The following is an 18,715-nucleotide window of genomic DNA, read 5'->3' as shown; positions in this document are numbered from 1 at the left end:
CCCGCGAAGGCTGTGCTAGCGTCTTGAGGTCAATCCTCATTTGCGAGCTTCTGCCATGGACGAGACCATCGTTAATGTAACCACCGAGAAGTTCAACGCACTTATTGCAGTCGTGCAGGCCTACGGTGTCGCTTTTGCAGTCAAGATTCTGGGTGCCATTGCCTTCTGGATCATCGGTCGTTGGCTGATCGGCTTTGCCGTCGGTGTCGTGCAGAAGTCTCTGGGCAAGCAGAAAGTCGACCCCACCGTGCTGCGTTACGTCGGCTCGGTCATAACTGTCACGCTCAATATCATCCTGGTGATCGCCATCCTCGGTTACCTCGGCATGCAGACCACCACCTTCGCGGCGCTGCTCGCGGCGGTCGGCCTGGCCATCGGCATGGCCTGGTCGGGGCTGCTGGCCAATCTGGCGGCCGGTGCGTTCATTATCGTGCTGCGCCCGTTCAAGGTCGGTGACTTCATCTGTGCCGGCGGGGTGACGGGTACGGTCACCGAAATCGGCCTGTTCGCCACCGCAATCAACACCCCGGACAACGTGCTGACCCTGGTCGGCAACAACAAGATCTTCAGCGACAACATCCAGAATTTCACCCACAACCCGTTCCGCCGCGTCGAACTCAAGGCGCAACTGTCTGGCGCGACCGACTGGAAAGCGGCGGCGGCATTGCTCAAGGAAAAAATCGCCGCCATTCCCAACGTGCTCGAAACCCCTGCGGTAGACGTTGAGATTCTCGAGTTCAACCTGGTTGGCCCGGTGTTGGCGGTGCGTCCTTACTGCCATAACGAAAATTACTGGCAGGTGTATTTCGACACCAACCGCGTCATCAAGGATGCCCTTGGCGAGGCAGGGTTCCCGGCGCCAATGCCGGCGCAAACCGTGATCTTCCAGCAGGGCGCCGCGTTGCCCGGCGCGCTGGCGAAGGAGTGAGCGGAAATCGACTCAGCTTCCGGAGTTTTCCGGAAGCCTGGCGATCACCTTGATCTCGAACTCAAACCCATAGAGCCAGGTGACGCCGACGGCGGTAACCGTCGGAAACGGCGCCTGGCCCCAGAACTCTGACACGACCTTCCAGATTCTCTCGAATTTCGCTTCGGGATCGACGATGAACACGGTGACGTCCACCACATCGTCGAAGCTGCAACCGGCTGCGTCCAGAATCCCGTTCAGATTGCTGAACGCCCGCCGAACCTGAGCATCGAGTTCCGGCTCGGGCGAGCCGTCCTCGGTACTGCCCACTTGCCCCGACACAAACAAAAAGCCATTGGAACGGATCGCCGGCGAATAGCGATTACGCTCGTAGAGCGCCTGGCGGCCGGGTGGGAAAACAACATCACGCTGGGTCATAACTACCTCCATCAAGGGGCCTGACCGGCCCGCAATTAACGATGCAGCGACTTTAGAGGGCCGGGGCTTGCCCGATAAACGAGCAACTGCAACCATCACTGTTTGTAAAAACCAAATAATCCGCTAGCGATTGAGGCAGGTATGGACCGTTTCGATGCGATGCAGGCCTTCGCCCGAGTGGTGGAGGCGGGCAGCTTCACCAAGGCCGCCGAGACGCTGCACATGAGCAAGACCAGCGTCACCCAACTGGTGCAGCAACTGGAGGCGCGGTTGCGGGTGAAACTGCTAAACCGCACCACACGCAAGGTCAACGTCACCGCCGACGGCGCCGTCTACTACGAGCGCGTAGTGCGACTGTTGGCTGACCTGGACGATGCCGAGACCAGCCTGTCGAGTGCATCGACCGTGCCCAGGGGGCGACTGCGGGTTGATGTGCCCAGTCCGCTGGCGAGCATGGTTCTGATGCCGGCGTTGCCGGAGTTTCATGCGCGATACCCGGACATCCAGATCGACATGGGCGTTAGCGATCGCATCGTCGATCTGATCGATGAGAACGTCGATTGCGTGGTGCGCGGCGGCGAGTTGACCGATCAATCACTGATGGCCCGGCGAGTCGGTGATCTGCAGTTGGGCGTGTTTGCCGCGCCGAGCTATCTGCAACGTCTCGGCACGCCATTGCATCCACGGGAGCTGGAAGACTCCGAGCATCGCATCGTGGGTTTCCTGTGGGCGCGCACCGGCAAAGCCGTGCCTTATGCCATGCGTAACGCTGGCGAAAGTGTCGAGATCAAAGGACGCTATGTGCTGGCTGTGGACGATGGCAACGCCTACGTCGCCGCCGGCCTGGCCGGCATGGGCGTTCTCTGGTTGCCCGACTACATGTCCAGGCCTTATCTGGCGCGCGGTGAATTGGTGCCACTGTTTAAAGGCTGGAGCCTCGATCCAATGCCGTTGTTCGTGGCGTTCCCACCTAACCGGCATATCAGCCGCAAGGTGCGGGTATTCATCGATTGGGTGACCGAGCTGATGGCGCAGCATGCGCCTCTGATGGATCCGCGTGGTTCATGACTCGCCAACCGTAGGCTGAACCGAAAAACCCGCGAAGGATATCGCGGGTTTTCATTTTCAGGGGCCGTAAAGCCTGATCGACCTGCGTCATCAGGCAGCCATGTTCCCGCCACTCAGCTCTTTTTTCAAAGACGCTTTCATCGACTCCATTTGCTTGCCCAGTTCGTCCAGTTCTGCTTTGCCCAACAACTTCCTGGCCTGAGGAAACATCTCGGTTTCCTCCTCTTCAATGTGATGTTCAAGCAGCTCCTTGACCACTTTTGCGCGCCCGGAAAACTCGACACTGGCCGGGTCTGTCGTCTTCAAGTCAGGCAGTACCAGCGAGTCGACTGTGCGGTGTTCTTCCTTCGCCTCGTAGTACATTTTTTCCTGTTCCTTGCCGCCTGCTTTTTTGTAGGCGGGATAGAGGATTTCTTCTTCGAGCCGGGTGTGAATCATGATTTCCATTTCGAGCTTGCCCACCAATTCGGTGCGTTTTTTTACCGCGCGTTCAGTGGACTCATTCAATTGCGTCAGGATGCCTTTCACGCGTTCATGGTCGGCTTTCAGGATGTCGATGGCGTTCATTCTCTTGCCTCTACTGTCACGGGAAGTGTTGGGTTGGCTACTTCATTTCGCTGTTCAGCTGGTTACTCAACTTCAAGTGCCGCTTCCGCCTTTGCCTTCGCCACCACCTTTGGAACCACCAGCAGGAGCGGGGCCGTTGTCGGTGGTGCCGGAGTCAGCGCCTTGCGACATCGAGCCGGTTTTGCCATCGATCCCTTTCGTCGAAGTGCCGGCATCCGTACCCGTGCCAATGCCGTTCGATTCATCAGTCTGAGGTTGTGCGGTGCCGGGAGGAAGGGCTGAGCCCTCGGTGGTTTTTTCTGCCGCCAGTGCGCCTAACGAACCGGTGGACAACAGGCCGGCGAGGGTCAGCGCCAATAGTTTGTTGTTGATCATTTGAGTCTTCCTTGTCGAGTGGATGTACCCATTGGAAGAACCGGCGAAACGGAAAGTGCAGCGCAGCGGACGAACGGCGCGAAGGCTCTCGTACACCGCTCGTCATCTCGAAGGCACGCTCACAGGTTGGCTACTTCAAATGAATACGGCCCGGAAAACCCGGACCTTTTTGTTGTAGAGGTGGGTATGGCTAGCGATTCGACTTACCAGGACAAGCTGCAACGTCAGGACCAGACACAAGGTTCTGTGCCTTCCAAACCGGAGCCCGATGGACCGCTGACCGACCCCAACGATCCGGGCAAATACGATCCGCTGACACGCCCTGATCCGGATGCTTCCCAACGTCCGGAGGATTGGGACGATCCATCGGGCAGGGATGTTCCGGAGGCTGATGAGCAAACACCACTGTCCGACGACAGACGATAAAAGGAGCCTGCCCATGACGGTATTCAACACGTGTTCCGGGTCGGCTTCGTTGGTAGCCGGTGTCAGTAATGACGGCGGCTATCGCGAACTGTATGGCGAGCTGTACAGCAGCGGCAGCGAGGCCGCGCAACGTGCAGAAGCCTTCCTGCGCGAGCAACTGGCCGGTGCAGCCGAGCTCCCTTGCGACCTGCCCGACACGCCTGAGCAATTACCGTCATGGGCTGAAAAACATTGCGCCGATGTGGCGCGCGACTATGCAAGTTATCTCGCCGAGCGTCAGCACGGAGCAGGGCGCCGCTATTTTACGAACAAGGCCCACGCGCTGTATTTCCTGCAACGCGTGGCGCCGACCAAAGAGGTCGACGGCGCATGGCTTGAAGGTGTCCTTGAACACTGGCGCGACCATCGCTTCGATGGCCTGCTGACGACCTATCTGGAAGAGTTGGGCAAGGGTGATCCCCGGCAGAACCATGTGCGGATCTACCGCACGTTGCTGGCCGAACATGACTGTGACGATCAGCAAGGTCTGGATGATGAGCACTTTTTGCAGGGCGCTATTCAACTGGCGCTGGGACGTTGCGGCACTGACTTCATGCCGGAAGTGATCGGCTACAACCTTGGCTACGAACAACTGCCCTTGCACCTGTTGATCAGCGCCTATGAACTGCGTGAGCTGGGCATCGATCCTTATTACTTCACCCTGCACGTGACCATCGATAACGTCAGCAGCGGTCATGGGCGCAAGGCGGTTCAGTCGCTGCTTGAGTTGATGCCGCTGGATGAGGGCCGGGGGGAATTCTATCGCCGTGTTGCGTCCGGCTATCGCCTCAACGACCTGGGGCTCGGCTCGACAGCGGTGATTCAAGGCTTCGAACTGCAACGGGAAGTCATCGCGATGCTCGAACGCAAGCGCGTCTTCGGCCAGCACATGCATTCCGACTACTGCCGGCTGGAAGGGAAAACCGTCAATCAGTGGTTGTCGTCGCCGGGGCATGTCGCGGATTTTCTCGCGGCGATGGAACGCAAGGGCTGGATCAAGCGACATCGCTCGCCTGATGAAAGTCGATTCTGGCAGTTGATCGAGGGCAGTACGGCGGCGATGTTTGGTGTGTTCAGCGGTTACGAGAAACAGCTGATCCACGACTGGATCGCCGGTGACTGGCAAGCGCCGAAGCAGCGTCCGGCACTGCATCGCGATCACGACAGCGCAGGCGTCGATTCGAGTACGCCGGATGATCCGGAGCTCGAGTCGTTGCGGAACAGCCTCGACAATCAGGCACCGCACCAACAGCTTGAAGCGCTGAAGCCCTGGCTGTCGGCACAACGGCACCATCGCCCGGCCGGACTGTTTGCCACGCGCCGCTTTATCGAATTGCGTGCCCGTTTGCGCTGAATTCATTTGCACTGACCTCTTTGCACTGACTTAAGGAGCGCCCCATGTCAGTACAACAAATCGCCGATCGGGCCTTGCTGGATTTGGGCAAGCGTCTGCGCGCCGAGCACTATCGTTTTGTCACGCCAACCCCACTGACCCACCAGACATACCTTCAGCGCTTTGCCACACCGCTGGCAAAGGATTGGCGCGATGTGTTCGGTTGGTCGATGCCGTTCGACCACACGCTGTTTGCGGTTGATGAACTCGCGGTGCTGGAGCGGGCAGGCATTGTCGAAAGGGACGGCGCGATGTGGCGCAGCACGGTGCGTTGGTCGAGCCTTGAAGGCTTGCTGTTCGCGCACTCGGCGTACCCGACGACGCAAAGCGACTCCGTATTCTTCGGCCCTGACAGTTATCGCTTTGCGCAATTGATCGAAGCGCATCTGCAACAGCGCTTCGAACCGATACGGCGTGTGGTAGATATCGGTTGCGGTGCCGGGGTCGGGGCTTTGGTCGTGGCTCGCGCTCGGCATGACGCCCAGGTACTTGCGGTGGATATCAACCCGAAGGCACTGCGGCTGTCAGCGGTGAATGCCGAGCTGGCCGGTGCCAACAATGTATCGGTTTACCACAGCGATATCCTCGGCAGCGTCGAAGGCCAGTTCGATCTGATCATCGCCAATCCTCCTTATATGAACGATGGCCAACAGCGAGCCTACCGCCACGGTGGAGGTGCGTTAGGCGAAGCGTTATCGCTGCGCATCGTGCGCGAGTCGTTGCCGCGCCTGGACAGCGGCGGCAGCCTGGTGCTCTACACCGGTGTGGCGATGGTGGCGGGGCAGGACCCTTTTCTCGACGCCGTGCTGCCAATGCTGACCGGCGATGCCTTCGGCTGGACCTACCGCGAGCTGGACCCTGACGTGTTCGGCGAAGAGTTGCTCAAGCCCGGATATGAACGTGCCGAACGGATTGCAGTGGTGGCGCTCACCGTAACCCGGCGGCACTGACGGGGTGCCCATCATGAACATGGCACCCAGATTCGGCATTGAAGAGGAATACTTCCTGACGGACCTGACCACCCGGCAATTGCTCGCGCAACCGGACGCCGATCTGCTGCGCGATTGCCGCGAGGCTGTCGGCCCGGGTTTCGCGTATGAAATGTTCCAGGGCCAGATCGAAGTCGCTTCGCCGGTGTTCGCCACGACAGAGGAAGCCGCCGAATTTCTTGGCGGTGTTCGTTCGCGGTTGAACCACACGTTGGCATTGCACGATTCAGGTCTGCTTTGCGCCGGCACGCATCCACTGGCGCGCTGGCGTGATCAGCGCACCACAGCCTTGCCGCACTTTGAACAGCTGTTTGCCGAATACCAGACGGTGGCGCAACGCAGTGTCCTGTGTGGCCTGCACGTGCACGTGGAAATCCCGCCCGGCATCGACCGGATTGCCGTGATGAACGAAGTGGCACCCTGGCTGCCGCTGCTGCTTTTGCTCAGTTGTTCCTCGCCATTCTGGGAGGGTGCCGAGAGTGGATTCATGAGCTATCGCCAGGTCGTCTGCGACGGCTGGCCACGCATGGGCGTCCCCGAATACTTTGCAAACGAAGACGAATATCAGCGCTACCTGACGGTGTTGCGCGACGTCGGCGTGATTGAAAAGGACGGCAATGGTTGGTGGGGGCTGCGGCCGGCCAGTCGCTACCCGACTCTCGAATTACGCATGACCGATGCCTGTCCTCGTCTCGCCGACACGCTGCTGCTGGCCAGTCTGTTCCGGGTGATCACGGCCTTCGCCATTGCTTGCGACAAACCCGGTGTAGGCTACGACGCCACGACACGCTGGCTGCTGGCGGAAAACCGCTGGCAGGCCAAGCGTCATGGCCTTCAGGGGCGTTTTGTCACCGATGCCCGCGATGGCGTGATCAGCGCAGCGCAGTGGCTTGATCAGGCCCGCGCACTGCTGGCACCTACCGCGCAACGTATCGGCGAAGCCCGGGTGTTCGATCAGGCCGAGGCGCTGTTGCTCGGCGGCAACAGTGCCTGCCGTCAATTGGCTTGCCATTCCCGCGCGATGGCCAAAGGCGCGGACCCGCAGCAGTGTCTGTATCAAGTGGTGGATCATTTGCTGCAGGAAAGCCGTGGCTAGGGATTCAATTGCCGTCGGCGACCTTGCGCTCGATTTCGTCGATCTTGCGGGTCAATTCATCGGCTTCAGGCTCATCGTCCGAGGGCGAGGACGCGGGCAGGGTTTCATCCGCACGTTCGGCATTGCGGCGTTTTTCGCTATCGGCAGGCTTAACACGGTCGTTGTTCATGGTGCGTACCTCCAGTGTCTTCACATTGGAGAGCGCCACATGGGGCGAGTTCGAGATTTTTGCCGTTGTTCTGCTGATCGGTCGGTCAGCGGCCGAACCTCAAAATCACGCGCAATGCCAGGCAGATGAGTGCGCCGAGAAACGCCAGGGCCATGTCTTTCTGCGCGTCCCAGATATCCTTTTGGGTGGCCACAAAGGCCTCGGCCTGATCATCGCCCAGGTATTCGCCGCCGATCCATTCGACCAATTCGTACAGAGCCGAGGACGCGAGCACCAAACTCAACGCCAGGAACGCCAACCAGCCGCCGCGCAAGGGTGTCTGCCGACAGAGCATTTCCCGCAACGGGATCACCACGAGCAGGCCATAGCTGAAGTGCACCAGCCGATCATATTGGTTGCGCTTCCAGCCCAGCGCGTCGTTCAGCGAGTGATCGGTGAGGGCGCGAGCCCATTGCTCATAAGGCACCTTGGCATAAGTGAAGTGCGCGCCGAGTTCGTGGATACCGAGCAGCAGCAGGACCGCCAGATAAGCCTGCCAGGACAGGCGCCGATGTCGCAGGCCAGCCGTCAAACCGAGGATGACGATAATGGGCACCACATTTTCCAGCAGCCAGTCGACGGGATCCGTTGGTGCAATGCCGGACGCAATCACCGTCGCAACCGCCGCTGCCAGCATGACCGCCGCCTGTTTCGGCGAGGCCGCTGTTGCGAGAGTCTGTTCAGCGGCGGCCGGCCTGTTCAAAGCGTGGTGTAACCAAAGTAAAGGAAGGCCACGGCAGCGGCGAGGGTAAAAGCGCCCAAGGCTTTGGTTGTCGCACGGCTGGTGTGCAGGGAACCGGTCGAGCGCTGCAAATGCGTGCCTGAATACACGGTACGGGTAAAGAAGCCGTCCATGGTTGCCCGGTAGGTGAAGCGCAGCCCCAATAAGATGAACAGGACGATCAGGCCGATGGCTGACGCGCGCAGGATGACCGGGTCAATCAAGGGCGGGGGGAGTTCTTCGGCGCAGGCTGGGCTGTCGATTTCGGCGATGCTGATGCGACCCTGATTCATCGACGCCAGCGAGGAACTCTTGAGGTACGTCTCCTGTTGCTCCAGGTCCAGTGCCTGATACTTCCAGAGGGTTGCCGAACCTTCCCGGCAATAGGTAAAACCAGCAGGGTTGGCGGCGACGATAATACAGGCGTCGTTGATCCCGCTTTTTTTCAGGGTTTCCGTGGCTGACCGGGTGAAGTCCAGTTCAAGTACAGGAATAACTCCATTGGCAAAAGCCCCGGCCGAAACCATCAAGCTCCCCAGGAAGCACATGGTTGAAATATTCAAGGTTGAATGTCCTTGTTTTTATCGGCCTTTTTGTTTGAACCGGCGAGTACTTTGCCCGCCGTGGATTGAGCTTAGTTCGCCAAACGGGATCGTGATGCGCAAAAGTGCACAAGGCGAACTGCGTCACCTTTTGCACGACCGCTGTCGGCTGGCGCAGATCCATGGAAGCGCAAGACATGGCCTTTGTCGGATCAGGCAGCTTGTTGAGCTGCGCCGTCTATATTGAATGACTGGTATCCGGCCTGAAGGCCGCTTTCTGATTCACCTGAAATGGCATAAACCTCAATTCAATCAGGAGATCATCATGACCCAGCTCGACAAAGTTCTGTACACCGCCAAAACCCACACCACGGGTGGCCGGGACGGCGCATCCAAAAGCGATGACGGCATTCTCGATGTCAAACTGTCGTCCCCTGGCGCTGGCGGCGGAGGCACCAATCCGGAGCAATTGTTCGCCGCCGGCTGGTCTGCCTGTTTCATCGGCGCGATGGGCGTTGCGGCCAAGGAGATGAAGGTGGCGCTGCCCAAGGATGTGGCTGTCGATACCGAAGTCGATCTGGGCACCAATGAAGGTGGCTACCTTTTGCAGGCGCGGCTGAATGTGAGTCTGCCGGGACTGGATCGCGAAACCGCACAGAAGCTGGTCGACACCGGCCACAAGTACTGCCCGTACTCCAAAGCCACTCGCAACAATATCAACGTCACCTTGAAGTTGGTCTGAACTGAAATGAAAAGGTCTTGGCGAACGATTTCCCGGAAGCAGCGTCGCCAAGACCTGATACTTACAAAGATAACGACCAAGAGTGTCAGACGCTCTTTGGCTTAAACTTTCTCACTTGATATCTAATGATTAACTAAGAGTGCGCGCGAATTTTTCTCTTCTCGGGCTCTGTCCGGTCAAGCTCGAGCATGATGAATAGTCTGACTGTTTTAGTTGTGAGGGCATAAATGACATGTGATCGCTATTGATCATGTTTTTTTGCTTGTGCAGCAACTAGTGGATCCAATTGACAATACCGGAGGTCATGTAACTACAGCAGCTCAGTTGGACCGGGCCTTGACGAGGAAGTTAATGGCCAAATGTCGAGGTTGGCGGCTCTCCAGCCAGCGACCGCTTGTCGGTGGTCTGGCTAAAAAATGAACATTCCGTGGCTGCAGGCCTCAGATCCTGCAGCATGTCATCCTTGGCCTGCTGCTGTAATCGCAAAAAGAAGTGGAACCCGAACCTCAATTGCAGTGAATGCAAATGGGGATTTTTTACCTGAAATTCAAGAGGTGGTAACTAAGCTGTCATCAATTTCCTAATCGGACCAATAGGGCTTCAAATAATAAACCCTGGGTTTGATTTTCTTGTATGAGCAAGGTCGTTCGGGGCTGTTTTAATAAATACCCTGTTGATTGGCCGATCTGTACTGTCGAATAAGGTGGAGAGAATCCCGTGGCGATAAATACAATTATGAGCCTGATCGAACATAAAGAATTCATGGAGTTTTTACGGCTGGGTGTTGTTTACGTGCATTTGGTCGCCTGTTGCGTGGCGATTGGTTTAGTGTTGACCAGTGATATTGCAATGGTCAGGGATTTATTGAAACGCAAGGCATTCACTGCACATGATCATGCGCACATGGAAAGCCTGCAGCGGTCTGTGGTCCTGGCATTGATCTGTCTATGGGTGACAGGCACCGCCATCATCGGTATCGATTACCTGGGCAAAGGCACGGAATACTTCATGAATCCGAAGCTTCACGCCAAGGTGATCATTGTCGTGCTGCTGACCTACAACGGCGTTTTGCTGCATCACCTGGTATTGCCGGCCTTGCAGAAGGCTGGCTCCTTGCTCGAACTCGGTTTCAGTGCCCGCATGTTGGCTCTGTTTTGTGGCTCGCTGTCGGCGGTGTCCTGGATGTATGCCGCCATGCTCGGTGTTGGTCGACCACTGGCCTGGAAATACTCTCTCTCCGAACTGCTGATGGCGTACCCGGTACTGATCGTGTTGGGCTTCTTGACGATGCTGGCATTGACTCAGCGCGCCAAGCGCCAGAACAGCCTCATCGCACCGCAATGGGTAAACGCCGGCGCGCATTGATGCTGATGTAAAAAAAGGTCCTGGCGACAGATTTTGGGAGCAACATCGCCAGGACCTGAAAGCGTTCAAATCAGGGGAGGGGCGATCCATTTCGTCACGGTCGGTGCCTGCCACCGTTCTAGCGCATCGATCAGCGCTGCCGGATCGGTATCGAACACCAGCATCTCGCTGTGTTCAGTCTTCATGAAACCTTCACTCACCGCATGATTGAGCAGGCTGCGCACCGGCTCGAAAAAACCGCCGATGTTAAGGCACGCGACGCCTTTTTGGTGTTCGCCCAGCTGCGTCAGCGTCGCCACTTCAAACAATTCTTCAAAGGTTCCCAGGCCACCGGGCAGGGCAATGAACGCGTCCGCGCACTCGCTCATGCGGGTCTTGCGGGTGCGCATGTCGGGCGTCACTTCATGTCGGGTCAGTCCTGGGTGCAGGTGCCCGAGGTCGCACAACAGGCGAGTGATGATGCCAACCACTTCACCGCCCTCGGCGAGCACGGTGTCGGCCATCACGCCCATCAAGCCTTTGTCTGTGCCGCCATACACCAAACGCAAACCACGCCTGGCGATTTCCCGGCCCAAGGCGCGGGCGCCTTCGACATAGGCCGGGTTGAAGCCGTAGTTGGAGCCGGAAAACACGGCAATGCTGCGCAGGGGAGAAGCGGTAGTCATGGAATTGTTCCTGGGGTTCGATTCAGGCAGGCACTGCTGCAAGGCTGGAAAAATACAAGGCAGTTTCCCGCTCGGCTTTTGCCCGGATGGTATTCACAACATCCGGTTTTTGACCGGTGCCTTCCACCGAAAAAAACCTCACATCGAGCAAGCCGATACTCGCCAGCACGGCTTTCAGCCAGGGCCGCAAAAAGTCCGGTTGCTGGGCATTGACGCCGGTAAAGGTGCCGCCAGAAGCGACAGCGATAAACACCGGCCGGTCGCGCAGGGCGCCGACCTTGCCTTCAGAAGTGATACGAAAGGTCCGGTCGGCCTGGATCACATGGTCGAGCCAGGCCTTCAGCGCCGAGGGCACCATCAGGTTATGCATGGGCGTGGCGATCACCACGCAGTCGGCGCTTTCCAGTTCGCGAATCAATTGTTCGGATTGCAGCAGCGCGCCTGTGGCGATTGCCGGGTTGGACGGGTCGCGCCGTTTGCTCACGGCTTCGGCGTAGTCGGCGTCGATATGCGCAAGCCCCGTGACGCCGCGCTCGGTAATGATGAAGTCGCTGCCGGGGCGGCTGTCGATCAGGTGATTGATGAGGGATTGCGAGAGTCGATAACTCTCGGAGGATGTCCCTCGCGGGCTGCAGATCACGCGCAGTATTTTCATGGGCCCTTCGACATGTGTGGAGACAGGATCTGCATGATGTCGTCGCTTGGACCAGTGACAAAGAGCCAAGAATTGGTTGCGTGTGTGGGCCATGTGCTGGGTCAGAGCAGCGTCAGGATTTTTTGCCCAAGCCGTTCGGCACTGGCTTGCGAGTCGATGTTGGCGAAGCCGAGCATCAGCCCGCAATGGGTTACGGGACCGATGCAACACTCGCTCAAGGCTTCGGCGTAGATCCCAGCTTGCAGCAGACGCTCGACCAGCGCACGGTCTGATTGTGGCCGGGTCAATCGCAGGATCAGGTGCATGCCACCGGGTTGGGCATCGATGTGGATGTGTTCACCCAAGGCATTGCTCAGGCCTTTGACTGCCGCTACCCGGCGTTCGCCGTAGAGTTTGCGCATGCGTTGGATATGCCGGGCGAAATGGCCCTCGCTGACAAAGGTCGCAACGATGGCCTGGGTCAGTTCCGGGACACCGCCGAGGAAGGTCTGGGCGACTTGTTCGAAGCGTTCGACCTGCGCCGACGGCACCACCAGATACGCAATGCGGATGCCGGGAAACAGCACTTTGCTGAAGGTGCCGGCGTAAAGCACACGACCCTCGCGATCCAGACTCTTGAGCGCCGGCAGTGGACGGCTGACGTAGCGGTACTCGCCGTCGTAGTCGTCCTCGATGATCCACGCTTGCTCCCGACTCGCCCACTCCAACAGCTGCAAGCGTCGCGGCAACGACAGCGACATGCACAACGGGCTCTGATGGGCCGGCGTGACCACGGCGGCGCGCGCGCCGGATGAGTCGTTCACGGCTTGCGCGACTTGCATGCCGTCCTGGTCCACCGCAACGGGTTGCACGCCGATCTGCAAATATTCCAGCACCTGGCGGGTAGGGGAGTAACCGGGGTTCTCGACGAGCACGCGGTCGCCCGGTTGCAGCAAGGCGTGCACGATCAGCGTCAGGGTGTTTCGGTAGCCCGAAGTGACGAATACCTGCGAAGGCTGGCAACTGATGCCGCGCGCCACTTGCAGGTAGCTGGCAATCGCACTGCGCAGGGATTCCAGGCCATGCGCCGAGGGGTTGGCCATCTCCGCAACCCCCGTTGCACGCACGCAGCGAGCACCGATCTGCGCCCAGATTTTGCGCGGAAATTCGTCCAGCGCGGGCAAAGCCATCTGAAAGGGCAGGACCGGCGACTTTTGCCGGAGCGAGGCGCTGGAGGCTGGACTCAAGGCGCGCTCTTCTCGGCTGTGGATTGTCCCGATATTGAGCCCTGCCGCTACCACCGTGCCGGCCTGGCCGCGAGACTGAAGGTAACCTTCGGCGGTCAGCAACGAGTACGCGGTATCGACGGTTCCCCGCGCTAGCCCCAGCTCTTTTGCCAGCGCCCGGGCCGCGGGAATGCGTTCGCCCGGCGCGAGTACACCGTCGGTGATCGCACCGCGAAACCGCCAGTAGATCTGCCTGTAGATCGGTTCCGTGGAGCCGGGGTCGAGGGGTGAAAAGCTATTGACGGTTTTGCTCATGCTCTGGCTCTGAAGGCAACAGCGTCGCCGACTTAAACAATAATCCTACAAGTCTCATGACCTGCTTCAAAGGTCCATGAATCGCTTGTTCGACTGGGCCATGACGGCACAAACATGGCCCATGACACTAACCAAAACATGGCTCTTCAAGCATAGGCCAAGCTGCCCCACGATGCAGTCCTCCAAACAGCAAACCCGAGGATTCATCATGACTCAACGTATCAACTACTCCAGCGCTTCTCCTGAAGGTTATAAGGCCTTCGGCAATGTGTACGGCTATCTGCTCAAGAGCGGTTTGCCCACCGAGTTGATCGACCTGGTTTACCTGCGGGTCTCGCTCATCAATGGCTGTGCGTTTTGCATCGACATGCATTCTCGCGACCTGCTCAACCTCGGTGTCGCGACAGAAAAACTGGTGCTGGTGCCGGTGTGGCACGACGCCGGGAATGTCTTCACCCCGCGTGAACGCATTGCGCTGGCCTGGGCGGAAAGTGTCACTCGCGTAGCCGAAACTGGCGTTCCCGATGCCGTCTATGAGGCCGCTGCCGCTGAGTTCAGCGAAAAGGAACTGGCGGATCTCACTTACGCCATCAGCTTGATGAACGCTTTCAACCGACTTGGCGTGGCATTCCGCTCGAAACCGGCAGCCGCCGAAAAAGCCTGATCCCACTCTCTCTCGCCGGGCTTCGAGGCCCGGCGAGTCCTTTCAAAGGAGCAATGACATATGGCCTGGGCACTGCTGGGTATCGCTGGCATTCTGGAAATCGCTTTCGCCTTCTACATGAAGGGCTCCGAAGGTTTCACTCGACTGGTCCCCGGCGTCTTGACCGTGGTCACCGGCCTGTCGAGCGTCATTCTGCTGTCACTGTCGCTGCGCACGTTGCCGGTGGGCACGGCCTACGCGGTGTGGACCGGCATCGGCGCGGCGGGGACGGCGATTGTCGGCATGGCCTTGCTGGGCGACTCAACGTCGCTGCCGCGGATACTCTGTATCGTGGTGATCCTGGCAGGCGTGATTGGACTCAAGCTGGTCTCGGGAAATTGAGGCTGAACCTCAGCGTTCCTCTGGAAATCCATTGTGGGAGCGGGCTTGCTCCTACAGGTAATCCGTGTCGGTCCGGAACCCCGCTGTCCACCTCCTGCAACAGGGGCTAATATGCCGCGATAAAACCACAATAACGACGTGACCGGCCTTGTATGAAAATCCACCCATTACCGCCACTCAACAGTCTGGTCGCGTTTGAAGCGGCGGCACGTCATTTGAGTTTCACGCTGGCTGCGCAAGAGTTGAACGTGACGCAAGGTGCAATCAGTCGACAGGTTCGGCTGCTTGAAGATTATCTGGGCAAGGTGCTGTTCGAACGCACCACCCGCACGATTCATCTCAGCCCGGCGGCCAGTCAGTACTACGAAACGGTGCGTGCGTCGTTGATGCAAGTCGCGCAAGCCACTGGCGAGATTCGTCATTGGCAGGGCGCCGAGCAGGTGACGGTCGCCACCAGTACCGCGATGGCTTCGCTGTGGCTGTTGCCGAAAGTGACCGAGTTTCAACGGGAGAACGAAGAGATCGACCTGCGGATCATCGCCCATGATCAGGTCAAGGATTTCTCCCGCCTCGATTGCGACCTGGCGTTGTATTACTGCAAGACACCGCCCCGCGACATGCAGGTCACGCCGTTGTTTTCCGAAGAGGTTTATCCGGTTTGCAGCCCCGCTTACCTTGCCAAGTATCCAGCCTTGAACAAGCCCGAGGACCTGGCAGCCTGCACCTGGCTGTTTCTCGATGACCCGCAACGCGACTGGATTGGCTGGTCGGAGTGGTTCCAGAGCCAGGGCCTGAAGAATGTCGAGCCAAAACGCCGGATCAATATCAACAGCTACTCGATGCTGATCCAGTCGGCCATCAGCGGGCAGGGTATTGCGCTGGCCTGGTCCAATCTTGTCGATGACCACCTGCAGAGCGGCGCGCTGATCCGTCCGCTCGATACCGTGTTGAGAACCGATGCGCAGTTTTGTTTGCTTGAGCCGTTGTTCCGTGGCGGCATGCGCCAGAGCGTCAAACGCTTTCGCAGCTGGTTGATGAATCAACTTCCGACACCGCCCCTGTAGGAGCTGTCGAGTGCAACGAGGCTGCGATCTTTTGTTTTGTTAAAAAGCAAAATCAAAAGATCGCAGCCTGCGGCAGCTCCTACAGGGGAACCACGGTGCTGTCATATTCATGATCAAAAGTCATTAATCCCTCCCGAAATATCGTTTGTCGAGACACTCCCTGTTTTCCCAAACTTGCCGCCAGCGGACCCGGGCCAATGTGCCCGCCGATCATCCAAACCGTGCCCAGCAGGGGAAAACAATAATGACCACCCTCCAACAAATTCCAGTGCATCACCTTGAAACCGTCCTCAATCCGATCCATGAAGCCACCGGCCTGAGCAACGAGTTCTACACCGAGCAACGTTACTTCGAACTCGAACGCGATCAGGTCATGGGTAAAACCTGGGCCTGCGTCGGCTTCGCCAGCGATCTGGGCAAGGCCGGCTCGGTCAAGCCAATCGATTTCATGGGCCTGCCGTTGCTGTTGATGCGCAACCGCGAAGGCCTGGTGCAAGTGTTCCATAACGTCTGCAGCCACCGCGGCATGAAACTGGTGGAAGAGGCCGGCGAAGTGCAGGGCGTGATTCGCTGCCCGTACCACTCCTGGACCTACGACCTCAACGGTGGCTTGCGTGGCACGCCTCACGTTGGCGGCATCGATCAACACAAAGACGACCGCTTCGCCTGTGAAAAGCATGGCTTGAAAGCCATCCGCAGCGCGATCTGGATGGACATGGTGTTCATCAACCTGTCCGGCGATGCGCAGCCGCTCGAAGACATGCTGGCGCCATTGACCAAACGCTGGACCCAGTTCCTCGGTGACGACGGCATGAGCCTGATGCGCCGTCGTCCGGGCCATGACGCGACCACGCTGGACATCAACTGCAACTGGAAACTGGCCGTCGAGAACTACTGCGAGGCCTACCACTTGCCGTGGGTACACCCAAGCCTGAATTCGTACTCGCGTCTGGAAGATCACTACAACATCATTTTTGACGAACACTTCGCCGGTCAGGGCAGCTACGCCTACAACCTGTCGGACGTCGCCGGTACGCACCTGCCGAAATTCCCGGGCTGGCCGCTGGACCGCTTGCGCAACGCCGAATACGTCGCGTTTTTCCCGAACGTTCTGCTTGGCATCCAGGCTGACCATGCCTTCGCCATGCAACTGGAGCCGGTTGCACCGGGCCGTACCATCGAGCACCTGCGCCTGTTCTATGTCGGTGATGAAGCCGCGAGCAGCGAAGAATTCAGCGCTTGCCGCGATGCGATTCTGGAGTCCTGGAAAGTGGTGTTCGCCGAAGACATCAGCTCCGTGGAAGGCATGCAGAAGGGTCGTCATTCCCCAGGCTACAAGGGCGGCGCGTTCTCGCCGGAAATGGACATCCCGACGCACTTCTTCCACCAGTGGGCTGCACGTCAGTTGCTCGCCATCACGCCGTCTGCCTGAGGAGAGGTCCCATGTATCCGATAGCCTCTCACTGGCTCAACTACATCGACGGGCAATGGAGCGACAGCGTCCAGCGCCTGACGGTGAACAACCCCGGCACCGCCGAACCGCTGGCGACCATCGCCCAGGCCACCGTGGCCGATGCCGAGCGTGCATTGCTGGCGGCGCGTCGCTGCGCCGACAGCGGCGAGTTGACCCGCGTGCGCCCGGCGCAGCGAGTCACCTGGTTGCTGCGCATCGCCGAAGAAATCCGTGCGGTGGCGGACGAAGGCGCCTGGGTGCTATGCCAGGAAAACGGCAAGCGCCTGAGCGATGCCAAGGACGAGTTCATCGAGGCGGCGCGCTACTTCGAGTATTACGCCGGCATGGCGGACAAGATCGAGGGCACCTCGATTCCGCTGGGCAACGGTTACATGGACTTCACCCTGTACGACCCGATGGGCGTTTCGGCCCAGATCGTGCCGTGGAATTTCCCGGTGTCGATCTGCGCCCGTTCGCTGGCACCGGCACTGGCAGCCGGCAACGCGGTGTTGATCAAATCCCCCGAGCTGTCCCCGCTGGGCATGTGCGTTCTGATCCGCGCCATCGCCAAGGCTGGCTTGCCCGATGGCGCGGTCAACCTGATTTGTGGCCGTGGTCGCGAAGTCGGTGCGTATCTGGTCAGCCACCGTGCTGTCGATCAGATCGTGTTCACCGGCTCCGTACCGACGGGTCAGTCGATTTTGCGCGATGCCGCGCAGCATGCGATTCCGAGTGTGATGGAGTTGGGTGGCAAGTCGGCGGCAATTGCTTTTGCCGATGCTGATCGTGAGCAACTGCTGGCCAGCGTTCAGTCGGGGATTTTCTTCAATGCCGGCCAGGTCTGTTCGGCGATGTCGCGGCTGCTGGTGCAGCGCGAGATTTATGAAGAAGTGGTCGAGGCCGTCGTGGCCATGGCCGAAGGGCTGAGTGTTGGACTGGGTCAGGACAATGCCGACCTCACGCCGGTCGTCAGCGCCGGGCAACTGACGGGCATCGAAGCCTTGTGCCGACGAGCCATCGAAGACGGCGCCGTGGCGGTTACCGGCGGTGAAGCCTTCGCTGATCGTGCCGGGCACTTCATGCGTCCGACGGTGTTCCGCGACGTCACCCCAGAGATGTGCATCGCCCAGGAAGAGGTGTTCGGCCCGGTGCTGGCGATCATGCCATTCGACACCGAAGAACAAGCCATTGCCATCGCCAACGGCACCGAATTTGGCCTCGTCGCCGGGGTGTTCACCCAGGACATCAGCCGCGCCATGCGTTGCACACGTCAGTTGAAATCCGGCCAGGTGTTCGTCAACGAATGGTACGCCGGTGGCATCGAAACGCCGTTTGGCGGTGTCGGGTTGTCGGGCTTCGGTCGGGAAAAGGGTCAGGAAGCCTTGTACAGCTACGTGCGCACCAAAAACGTAGCGATCCGGATTGCTGGGGAGTGAA

Annotated in this window: 22 protein-coding genes; 13 read left to right on the top strand and 9 right to left on the bottom strand. The window is 59.0% G+C overall.

Features of this window, described 5'->3' with window-relative positions:
- Nucleotides 1–55 precede the first annotated feature (55 nt).
- The gene (locus ACM110_RS27790; protein ID WP_338586160.1) at nt 56–928 is read left to right on the top strand and encodes a mechanosensitive ion channel family protein; all 873 of its coding nucleotides are present in this window, start codon (nt 56–58) and stop codon (nt 926–928) included.
- Nucleotides 929–940: 12 nt separating this feature from the next.
- On the opposite strand, the gene ACM110_RS27785 is transcribed toward ACM110_RS27790, so the two are convergent.
- On the bottom strand, nt 941–1,345 hold the full coding sequence (locus ACM110_RS27785; RefSeq protein WP_416130281.1) for a RidA family protein: 405 nt from the start codon (nt 1,343–1,345) through the stop codon (nt 941–943).
- A gap of 141 nt (nt 1,346–1,486) precedes the next feature.
- On the opposite strand from ACM110_RS27785, the gene ACM110_RS27780 reads away from it, so the two are divergent.
- Nucleotides 1,487–2,413, top strand: coding sequence for a LysR substrate-binding domain-containing protein (locus ACM110_RS27780; RefSeq protein WP_416130280.1), 927 nt, complete (start codon nt 1,487–1,489; stop codon nt 2,411–2,413).
- Nucleotides 2,414–2,503: 90 nt separating this feature from the next.
- Here the strand turns inward: ACM110_RS27780 and ACM110_RS27775 are convergent, their stop codons facing one another.
- Together ACM110_RS27775 and ACM110_RS27770 are read right to left on the bottom strand one after the other, a co-directional pair.
- Nucleotides 2,504–2,980: a hemerythrin domain-containing protein gene (locus ACM110_RS27775; protein ID WP_416130279.1), complete on the bottom strand. Its 477-nt coding sequence runs from the start codon at nt 2,978–2,980 to the stop codon at nt 2,504–2,506.
- A 72-nt stretch (nt 2,981–3,052) separates the two neighbouring features.
- Nucleotides 3,053–3,355, bottom strand: a complete 303-nt coding sequence (locus ACM110_RS27770; RefSeq protein WP_416130278.1) for a hypothetical protein — start codon at nt 3,353–3,355, stop codon at nt 3,053–3,055.
- A gap of 186 nt (nt 3,356–3,541) precedes the next feature.
- Between ACM110_RS27770 and ACM110_RS27765 the strand changes: the two genes are divergently transcribed.
- From ACM110_RS27765 to ACM110_RS27750, 4 genes are read left to right on the top strand one after another with little or no spacing between them, the layout of a single operon-like run.
- A complete protein-coding gene (locus ACM110_RS27765) occupies nt 3,542–3,781 on the top strand; it encodes a hypothetical protein (protein WP_416130277.1) in 240 nt (79 codons plus the stop codon).
- Between the two features lie 13 nt (nt 3,782–3,794).
- The gene (locus ACM110_RS27760; RefSeq protein ID WP_416130276.1) at nt 3,795–5,174 is read left to right on the top strand and encodes an iron-containing redox enzyme family protein; all 1,380 of its coding nucleotides are present in this window, start codon (nt 3,795–3,797) and stop codon (nt 5,172–5,174) included.
- 44 nt (nt 5,175–5,218) lie between these two features.
- Nucleotides 5,219–6,163, top strand: a complete 945-nt coding sequence (locus ACM110_RS27755; protein ID WP_416130275.1) for a methyltransferase — start codon at nt 5,219–5,221, stop codon at nt 6,161–6,163.
- A gap of 13 nt (nt 6,164–6,176) precedes the next feature.
- Entirely contained in the window at nt 6,177–7,298 is a 1,122-nt protein-coding gene (locus ACM110_RS27750; RefSeq protein WP_416130274.1) for a carboxylate-amine ligase, read from the top strand.
- A 4-nt stretch (nt 7,299–7,302) separates the two neighbouring features.
- On the opposite strand, the gene ACM110_RS27745 is transcribed toward ACM110_RS27750, so the two are convergent.
- The 3 genes from ACM110_RS27745 to ACM110_RS27735 form a co-directional block, all read right to left on the bottom strand.
- Nucleotides 7,303–7,467, bottom strand: coding sequence for a hypothetical protein (locus ACM110_RS27745; protein WP_416130273.1), 165 nt, complete (start codon nt 7,465–7,467; stop codon nt 7,303–7,305).
- A gap of 85 nt (nt 7,468–7,552) precedes the next feature.
- Nucleotides 7,553–8,143, bottom strand: a complete 591-nt coding sequence (locus tag ACM110_RS27740; RefSeq protein ID WP_416130272.1) for a DUF2238 domain-containing protein — start codon at nt 8,141–8,143, stop codon at nt 7,553–7,555.
- 62 nt (nt 8,144–8,205) lie between these two features.
- Nucleotides 8,206–8,790 (bottom strand): hypothetical protein, encoded by a 585-nt coding sequence (locus tag ACM110_RS27735; RefSeq protein WP_416130271.1) that lies wholly within the window; start codon nt 8,788–8,790, stop codon nt 8,206–8,208.
- 304 nt (nt 8,791–9,094) lie between these two features.
- On the opposite strand from ACM110_RS27735, the gene ACM110_RS27730 reads away from it, so the two are divergent.
- A complete protein-coding gene (locus ACM110_RS27730) occupies nt 9,095–9,511 on the top strand; it encodes an organic hydroperoxide resistance protein (RefSeq protein ID WP_338581615.1) in 417 nt (138 codons plus the stop codon).
- 717 nt (nt 9,512–10,228) lie between these two features.
- Nucleotides 10,229–10,876 (top strand): hypothetical protein, encoded by a 648-nt coding sequence (locus ACM110_RS27725; protein WP_416130270.1) that lies wholly within the window; start codon nt 10,229–10,231, stop codon nt 10,874–10,876.
- Between the two features lie 65 nt (nt 10,877–10,941).
- On the opposite strand, the gene ACM110_RS27720 is transcribed toward ACM110_RS27725, so the two are convergent.
- Genes ACM110_RS27720 through ACM110_RS27710 form a run of 3 tightly spaced genes read right to left on the bottom strand, consistent with a single transcriptional unit; the run spans nt 10,942 to nt 13,716 of the window.
- Nucleotides 10,942–11,541: a TIGR00730 family Rossman fold protein gene (locus tag ACM110_RS27720; RefSeq protein WP_416130269.1), complete on the bottom strand. Its 600-nt coding sequence runs from the start codon at nt 11,539–11,541 to the stop codon at nt 10,942–10,944.
- Between the two features lie 22 nt (nt 11,542–11,563).
- Nucleotides 11,564–12,289: an FMN-dependent NADH-azoreductase gene (locus tag ACM110_RS27715; protein ID WP_416130268.1), complete on the bottom strand. Its 726-nt coding sequence runs from the start codon at nt 12,287–12,289 to the stop codon at nt 11,564–11,566.
- Between the two features lie 8 nt (nt 12,290–12,297).
- Nucleotides 12,298–13,716, bottom strand: a complete 1,419-nt coding sequence (locus ACM110_RS27710; protein ID WP_416130267.1) for a PLP-dependent aminotransferase family protein — start codon at nt 13,714–13,716, stop codon at nt 12,298–12,300.
- Nucleotides 13,717–13,924: 208 nt separating this feature from the next.
- Between ACM110_RS27710 and ACM110_RS27705 the strand changes: the two genes are divergently transcribed.
- From ACM110_RS27705 to ACM110_RS27685, 5 genes are all read left to right on the top strand, one after another.
- Nucleotides 13,925–14,380 (top strand): carboxymuconolactone decarboxylase family protein, encoded by a 456-nt coding sequence (locus ACM110_RS27705; protein WP_416130266.1) that lies wholly within the window; start codon nt 13,925–13,927, stop codon nt 14,378–14,380.
- Between the two features lie 60 nt (nt 14,381–14,440).
- On the top strand, nt 14,441–14,761 hold the full coding sequence (locus ACM110_RS27700; protein WP_416130265.1) for a DMT family transporter: 321 nt from the start codon (nt 14,441–14,443) through the stop codon (nt 14,759–14,761).
- Between the two features lie 152 nt (nt 14,762–14,913).
- On the top strand, nt 14,914–15,825 hold the full coding sequence (locus ACM110_RS27695) for a LysR substrate-binding domain-containing protein (protein WP_416130264.1): 912 nt from the start codon (nt 14,914–14,916) through the stop codon (nt 15,823–15,825).
- Between the two features lie 244 nt (nt 15,826–16,069).
- Nucleotides 16,070–17,257, top strand: coding sequence for an aromatic ring-hydroxylating oxygenase subunit alpha (locus ACM110_RS27690; RefSeq protein ID WP_416130263.1), 1,188 nt, complete (start codon nt 16,070–16,072; stop codon nt 17,255–17,257).
- An 11-nt stretch (nt 17,258–17,268) separates the two neighbouring features.
- Entirely contained in the window at nt 17,269–18,714 is a 1,446-nt protein-coding gene (locus ACM110_RS27685) for an aldehyde dehydrogenase family protein (RefSeq protein ID WP_416130262.1), read from the top strand.
- The last annotated feature ends 1 nt before the right edge of the window (nt 18,715 follow it).

It is taken from the genome of Pseudomonas sp. NFX98, assembly GCF_047784845.1.
GTDB lineage: Bacteria > Pseudomonadota > Gammaproteobacteria > Pseudomonadales > Pseudomonadaceae > Aquipseudomonas.
Note: the sequence above shows the minus strand (reverse complement) of the source record. Positions and strands in the feature narration are given on the sequence as shown.

Excerpts from the sequence above, each read along its gene's own strand:
- ACM110_RS27775 (WP_416130279.1), bottom strand. The coding sequence starts at position 2,980 with ATGAACGCCATCGACATCCTGAAAGCCGACCATGAACGCGTGAAAGGC.
- ACM110_RS27705 (WP_416130266.1), top strand. The coding sequence starts at position 13,925 with ATGACTCAACGTATCAACTACTCCAGCGCTTCTCCTGAAGGTTATAAG.
- ACM110_RS27710 (WP_416130267.1), bottom strand. The coding sequence starts at position 13,716 with ATGAGCAAAACCGTCAATAGCTTTTCACCCCTCGACCCCGGCTCCACG.
- ACM110_RS27765 (WP_416130277.1), top strand. The coding sequence starts at position 3,542 with ATGGCTAGCGATTCGACTTACCAGGACAAGCTGCAACGTCAGGACCAG.
- ACM110_RS27770 (WP_416130278.1), bottom strand. The coding sequence starts at position 3,355 with ATGATCAACAACAAACTATTGGCGCTGACCCTCGCCGGCCTGTTGTCC.
- ACM110_RS27790 (WP_338586160.1), top strand. The coding sequence starts at position 56 with ATGGACGAGACCATCGTTAATGTAACCACCGAGAAGTTCAACGCACTT.
- ACM110_RS27720 (WP_416130269.1), bottom strand. The coding sequence starts at position 11,541 with ATGACTACCGCTTCTCCCCTGCGCAGCATTGCCGTGTTTTCCGGCTCC.
- ACM110_RS27730 (WP_338581615.1), top strand. The coding sequence starts at position 9,095 with ATGACCCAGCTCGACAAAGTTCTGTACACCGCCAAAACCCACACCACG.
- ACM110_RS27740 (WP_416130272.1), bottom strand. The coding sequence starts at position 8,143 with ATGCTGGCAGCGGCGGTTGCGACGGTGATTGCGTCCGGCATTGCACCA.
- ACM110_RS27760 (WP_416130276.1), top strand. The coding sequence starts at position 3,795 with ATGACGGTATTCAACACGTGTTCCGGGTCGGCTTCGTTGGTAGCCGGT.
- ACM110_RS27785 (WP_416130281.1), bottom strand. The coding sequence starts at position 1,345 with ATGACCCAGCGTGATGTTGTTTTCCCACCCGGCCGCCAGGCGCTCTAC.
- ACM110_RS27695 (WP_416130264.1), top strand. The coding sequence starts at position 14,914 with ATGAAAATCCACCCATTACCGCCACTCAACAGTCTGGTCGCGTTTGAA.
- ACM110_RS27780 (WP_416130280.1), top strand. The coding sequence starts at position 1,487 with ATGGACCGTTTCGATGCGATGCAGGCCTTCGCCCGAGTGGTGGAGGCG.
- ACM110_RS27745 (WP_416130273.1), bottom strand. The coding sequence starts at position 7,467 with ATGAACAACGACCGTGTTAAGCCTGCCGATAGCGAAAAACGCCGCAAT.
- ACM110_RS27755 (WP_416130275.1), top strand. The coding sequence starts at position 5,219 with ATGTCAGTACAACAAATCGCCGATCGGGCCTTGCTGGATTTGGGCAAG.
- ACM110_RS27690 (WP_416130263.1), top strand. The coding sequence starts at position 16,070 with ATGACCACCCTCCAACAAATTCCAGTGCATCACCTTGAAACCGTCCTC.
- ACM110_RS27700 (WP_416130265.1), top strand. The coding sequence starts at position 14,441 with ATGGCCTGGGCACTGCTGGGTATCGCTGGCATTCTGGAAATCGCTTTC.
- ACM110_RS27750 (WP_416130274.1), top strand. The coding sequence starts at position 6,177 with ATGAACATGGCACCCAGATTCGGCATTGAAGAGGAATACTTCCTGACG.
- ACM110_RS27715 (WP_416130268.1), bottom strand. The coding sequence starts at position 12,289 with ATGGCCCACACACGCAACCAATTCTTGGCTCTTTGTCACTGGTCCAAG.
- ACM110_RS27685 (WP_416130262.1), top strand. The coding sequence starts at position 17,269 with ATGTATCCGATAGCCTCTCACTGGCTCAACTACATCGACGGGCAATGG.